Here is a 3,293-nt window from a genome sequence, read left to right as displayed (position 1 = left end):
CCAGAACCGCTTCTTCTGGCCCTTCTTGCCCGCCATGGAGTGCCTCATGATGTCCACTATCGATGGTGGACACTATCAGCCTCGGATTCCGCCCGTCAGTGCGGCGTCAGCGGACGGATACAAATGACGTGGCGCGGAAGTATGATTTTCGGCGGAACCATCTGTCGGCTTGGCGGCGGATGGCCAAGTACGGCGACCTTGTTCTGCCGCCCTGGAAGCCGAGATGAACTTCGCCCCGTTGGTGGTGTTTGATGTCGAGCCCACGCCGCCAGTCGCGGACACGGGGGCGGCGCTCCCGGTGATCGAGATCATGGTCGGTTCAGTTGCTGTCCGGCTGGACGGAGCCACACCTGCGGGCCGGATTGCGGACATCGTGCGTGTATTCGGAGGCGGCGCATAATCTCTCCGTCGAACCGGGTACGCATCCTTGTGGCGACGCAGCCCGTGGATTTCAGCAAAGGACATGATGGGCTGTGGCTCGGAGATTTCGCTTCGCGGGCGTGGCAGGTAGACGGCGTGCACGGTGAAAGTGAAGCTCTCACCGGACGGCAGAACGTGGGCGAATTCCATCTCACAGGTCTCGCCGTTGATCGCCTGCGTCGCCAGCGTGTTGTCGGCGAAGCGCACCTCGATGGAGCCGATGAGTGCGGCTATGGACGGGTCCGCGCCGTCGATCCGGCCGTCGTTCCGGATGGTCTCGATCCGGTCGAGGTTGTTGGCATAGGTGAGGTCGGCCGTGACCACGTTGCCGAGCGCCGAGCCGTTCCGGGTGATCGAGCCGTTGAAGTGGCCGAAGCGCTTGAGCGCAATGTCCGCGGGTGTGCCGGCGCTAGTGGTCGTGCTAGCCGTCTCACCCTGCGCCACCAGCCGCGCGGTCGCGGTCAGAAGCCTGGAGCGCTGTATCTGCCAGGTGATCTGGTCAAGGGCGCAGCCCGAGTACAAGGCAAAGCGCGGCACCTCCGGCGTGCCGGTCTCGATGGAGAGGCTCGGCAGCGTCTAGGCACCCGACTGAAACTCGTGCGCCCACGGACCAGTGCCCGTGGTCGCCGGCAGGCCGAAGGCCGCTTTCAGCCAGAAGCCGAAGGCTTCTGCCTCAAGTGGCACCAGGACATCGCCATCGGCCGTGACCGCGTCCTTGATGGGCGCCAGCGGATCGTGGCCGTAGCCCAACAGCTCCGAGTTCAGCAGTGGTTGCTCCGTGCCGAGCGTGGTGCTGGCAAAGGGCAGCCTCAAAATGCCGCCCACGGGCGGCGTCCCATAGACAGTCTCGAACGCAAGCGCCATTTGCGCCCGCGCCCCCTGGGCTCGTGCCATACTCGTCTCCTGTTGTCGGTTGGGTCAGGCCAGCGGGTCGGCCGTGGTATAGTGCAGGATGACGGGTATGACCGCCGCCTTCAGGCAGGCCGCGCCATCGACCGGCAGATCGACCGGGCGCAGGGCTTCCGCCTCAAACCAGTTGCAGAGCCCGCCCAGCGTGCGGTCATGCTGGGCGGTTGGGTCAGGACGGTCATGGATCAGGCTCCGGGAATTGGGACGGGATCAGCGATTGACGGTGCCGGGCGATTTCTGCGCGGCGGCGACGATCGGGCTGAGCTTCGGCGCGGTGACCGCCGGGGGCGTGGCGACAATCGCCGTGGCATCGCCGCGTGCCGCGAGATCGGAAAGTACCTGGCTGCGCAGGGTATCGGGCCTGAGGCCTTGACGCACGGCATCTGCGGCATTGATGCTGACCCCCATCTGCCTCGATCCGGTCCTTCCGCACATCGGCACCGGCGGTGAGGATCAGACCGCGTTCGGGGATCTGCGAACCAAATCCTTCGCGGCGATCCGCCAGCCGCTGCCAGTCCGGCGCTTCGCCCGACTCCACCCAGGTCTCGCCCAGCAGCGTGTTCCTTGCCGCGCGCAGCATTTCTTCCGACCCCTGCGCCGCCAGCCAGTCGCGCACGATCCGCTCCCAGCTTTTCCACCCGACCGGCGAATAGAGGGCCGAGAGATGGAACCCGATCGCTGTAGGGTCGGCCGAGACCGCCGTGGCCCGCCATTCCCCCCGTTTGAGCATCGCCGTCTTGTGATGCTCGGCAATTGGTACCTCGCAGCCGGCGCAGTGATACATGGCCGTTTCCGGACGGTCCTTCTCCCAGCGCAGGCGCTCGAACTGTGTGGCTGCAATGGGGGCAGGGCACGAAGTAGCGCCGCTGATCGCTGGCCTCGAACTCGCGCTCGATGCGGCTCAGCCCCCGGATTGTCGGCGTCGAGACCAGGAACAGCTTGCGCCGGTGCGCGAAGGTGGTGGTGCGGGCCTCGGCCAGGGTGACCGGATCGCCTTCCTCATCGGCCGAAGCAGGATAGGCATCGACCTCATCGAGAAAGATGTAGCGTGCCGGCATTGAGCGCAGCCCGGTGGCCGAGTTCGCCCCCGTCAGCACCAGAATGCCGCCGGGGAATTCCTTGGAGAGCATCGAATTGCCGGCATCGCGGGAGCGCGCCGGATTGACCCGTTCCTTCAGCGCCGGGCTTTCGGCGATCAGCGGATCGAGCCGGTCGCGGGAGGCGCGCTTGGCCATCTCCACGGTGGGCAGCACCGCCAGCATCGGCCCCGGGGCATGGTGGATGACAAAGCCGATCCAGTTGTTGCAGGCTTCCGTCGCCCCGACCTGGGCGGCCTTCATGAAGCTGATGCGTTGCGCCGGGTGGCGGGGCGACAGCGCATCCATGATCTCGCGTAAGTAGGGCGTGCGGGCGGTGCGGTAGCGCCCCGGTTCGGCCGAGGCACGCGAGGACAGCCAGCGGTGCTGATCAGCCCAGTCCGACACGGTGAGGTCCGGATCGGGCCGCATGCCGCGGCGCCAGGCGCGCAAGATGTCCTCTGCGCCGTCAAAGCCAGTGTCGAGGTCGCTCGCTAGATCGCTATCCTCCTCATCCAAGCGAGACCCGGAGATCGGCGAGGGCGTCGAGTTGTTCCCGGACATGGGTTTCCAGCACCCTATGCAGGATCGCGGGTTCCAGCGTCGCCGGTACCCCGGTGGTCTTTTCCACCTCCGCCGAGATGTCCGCCGCGATCAGCGCTGCCACCCTGGCGGGCCAGGTCACCCAGACATCGCGCTCCTGCCGTGCCAGGCGAAACACCAGCGTCTCAGCCCGGGCCCGGTCCACCAGGGCATCACCAACTTTCGACGGGGCGGTAAAAAGCCATCGGGACGCTATTGTTTTGTGGTTATGATCGACGCGTTTGCGATGGTGTTTTTTCTGGCTTCGTTCAGCAAGGTGTCCGATACGGCTTCCGGAATTGTTGC

1 protein-coding gene and 4 pseudogenes are annotated in these 3,293 nt (G+C 65.9%); all 5 read right to left on the bottom strand.

All coding sequences use genetic code 11. The features are described from left to right. Positions 1-459: 459 nt before the first annotated feature. Positions 460-1,314 (bottom strand): annotated as a pseudogene (locus QO034_RS23060) (phage tail tube protein); the annotation flags it as partial. A 24-nt stretch (positions 1,315-1,338) separates the two neighbouring features. Beyond that, positions 1,339-1,482 (bottom strand): annotated as a pseudogene (locus tag QO034_RS23055) (acyl-CoA transferase); the annotation flags it as partial. Positions 1,483-1,539: 57 nt separating this feature from the next. After that, on the bottom strand, positions 1,540-1,737 hold the full coding sequence (locus QO034_RS23050; protein ID WP_284487845.1) for a hypothetical protein: 198 nt from the start codon (positions 1,735-1,737) through the stop codon (positions 1,540-1,542). Between the two features lie 61 nt (positions 1,738-1,798). Beyond that, positions 1,799-2,714 (bottom strand): annotated as a pseudogene (locus tag QO034_RS23045) (terminase gpA endonuclease subunit); the annotation flags it as partial. Positions 2,715-2,916: 202 nt separating this feature from the next. Continuing rightward, a pseudogene (locus tag QO034_RS23040) lies at positions 2,917-3,293 on the bottom strand (hypothetical protein); the annotation flags it as partial.

Origin of the sequence: Sedimentitalea xiamensis, from assembly GCF_030164465.1 — a bacterium.
GTDB classification, from domain to species: domain Bacteria; phylum Pseudomonadota; class Alphaproteobacteria; order Rhodobacterales; family Rhodobacteraceae; genus Sedimentitalea; species Sedimentitalea xiamensis.
Note: the sequence above shows the minus strand (reverse complement) of the source record. Positions and strands in the feature narration are given on the sequence as shown.